This is a genomic window from Pseudomonas sp. 05N434, assembly GCF_056396965.1.
Genome location: NZ_JBFTMK010001178.1, coordinates 1 through 387, shown reverse-complemented (window position 1 = coordinate 387; position 387 = coordinate 1). Strand labels below are relative to the sequence as shown.

Genomic DNA, 387 nt, shown 5'->3' with positions numbered 1-387 from the left:
GATTGGGGCTTAACAAATGGACTGTGACGGCGTGCAAGGGTTCTGTTTTCGCTTGCGAGGGAGTGAAAGATTTTCCGGGAGGAGGGTGCGAAAAAGGGGCAATGACGTCTAACGCACAATCCCTGTGGGAACGGGTTTTTGCATTATGCGTTATTGCCCCTTCTTTTTGTGCTTCGGTGTCAGACCGCTCTGGCCTGGGTCACCCGATCCACCAGATAGACCAGCCCGTGGTAGTCAATTCCACCGTGTTGTGTCAGACCAATCTCACAGGTGCGGCTGGTGGAAATCCCTTCGCTGCATTGCTGTACCGCGTCCTTCAGCGTGCGTAACGAATGGGCGTTCAATTCCGGCGTGGTAAAGCCTTTGTCGCCAGCAAAACCACAGCAG

Annotated in this window: 1 protein-coding gene; it reads right to left on the bottom strand. The window is 54.3% G+C overall.

The features are described 5' to 3' along the window. Nucleotides 1-179: 179 nt before the first annotated feature. Nucleotides 180-387: hypothetical protein (locus AC1DLB_RS32320; protein WP_477786573.1), on the bottom strand; the 208-nt coding region annotated here is incomplete at its 5' end.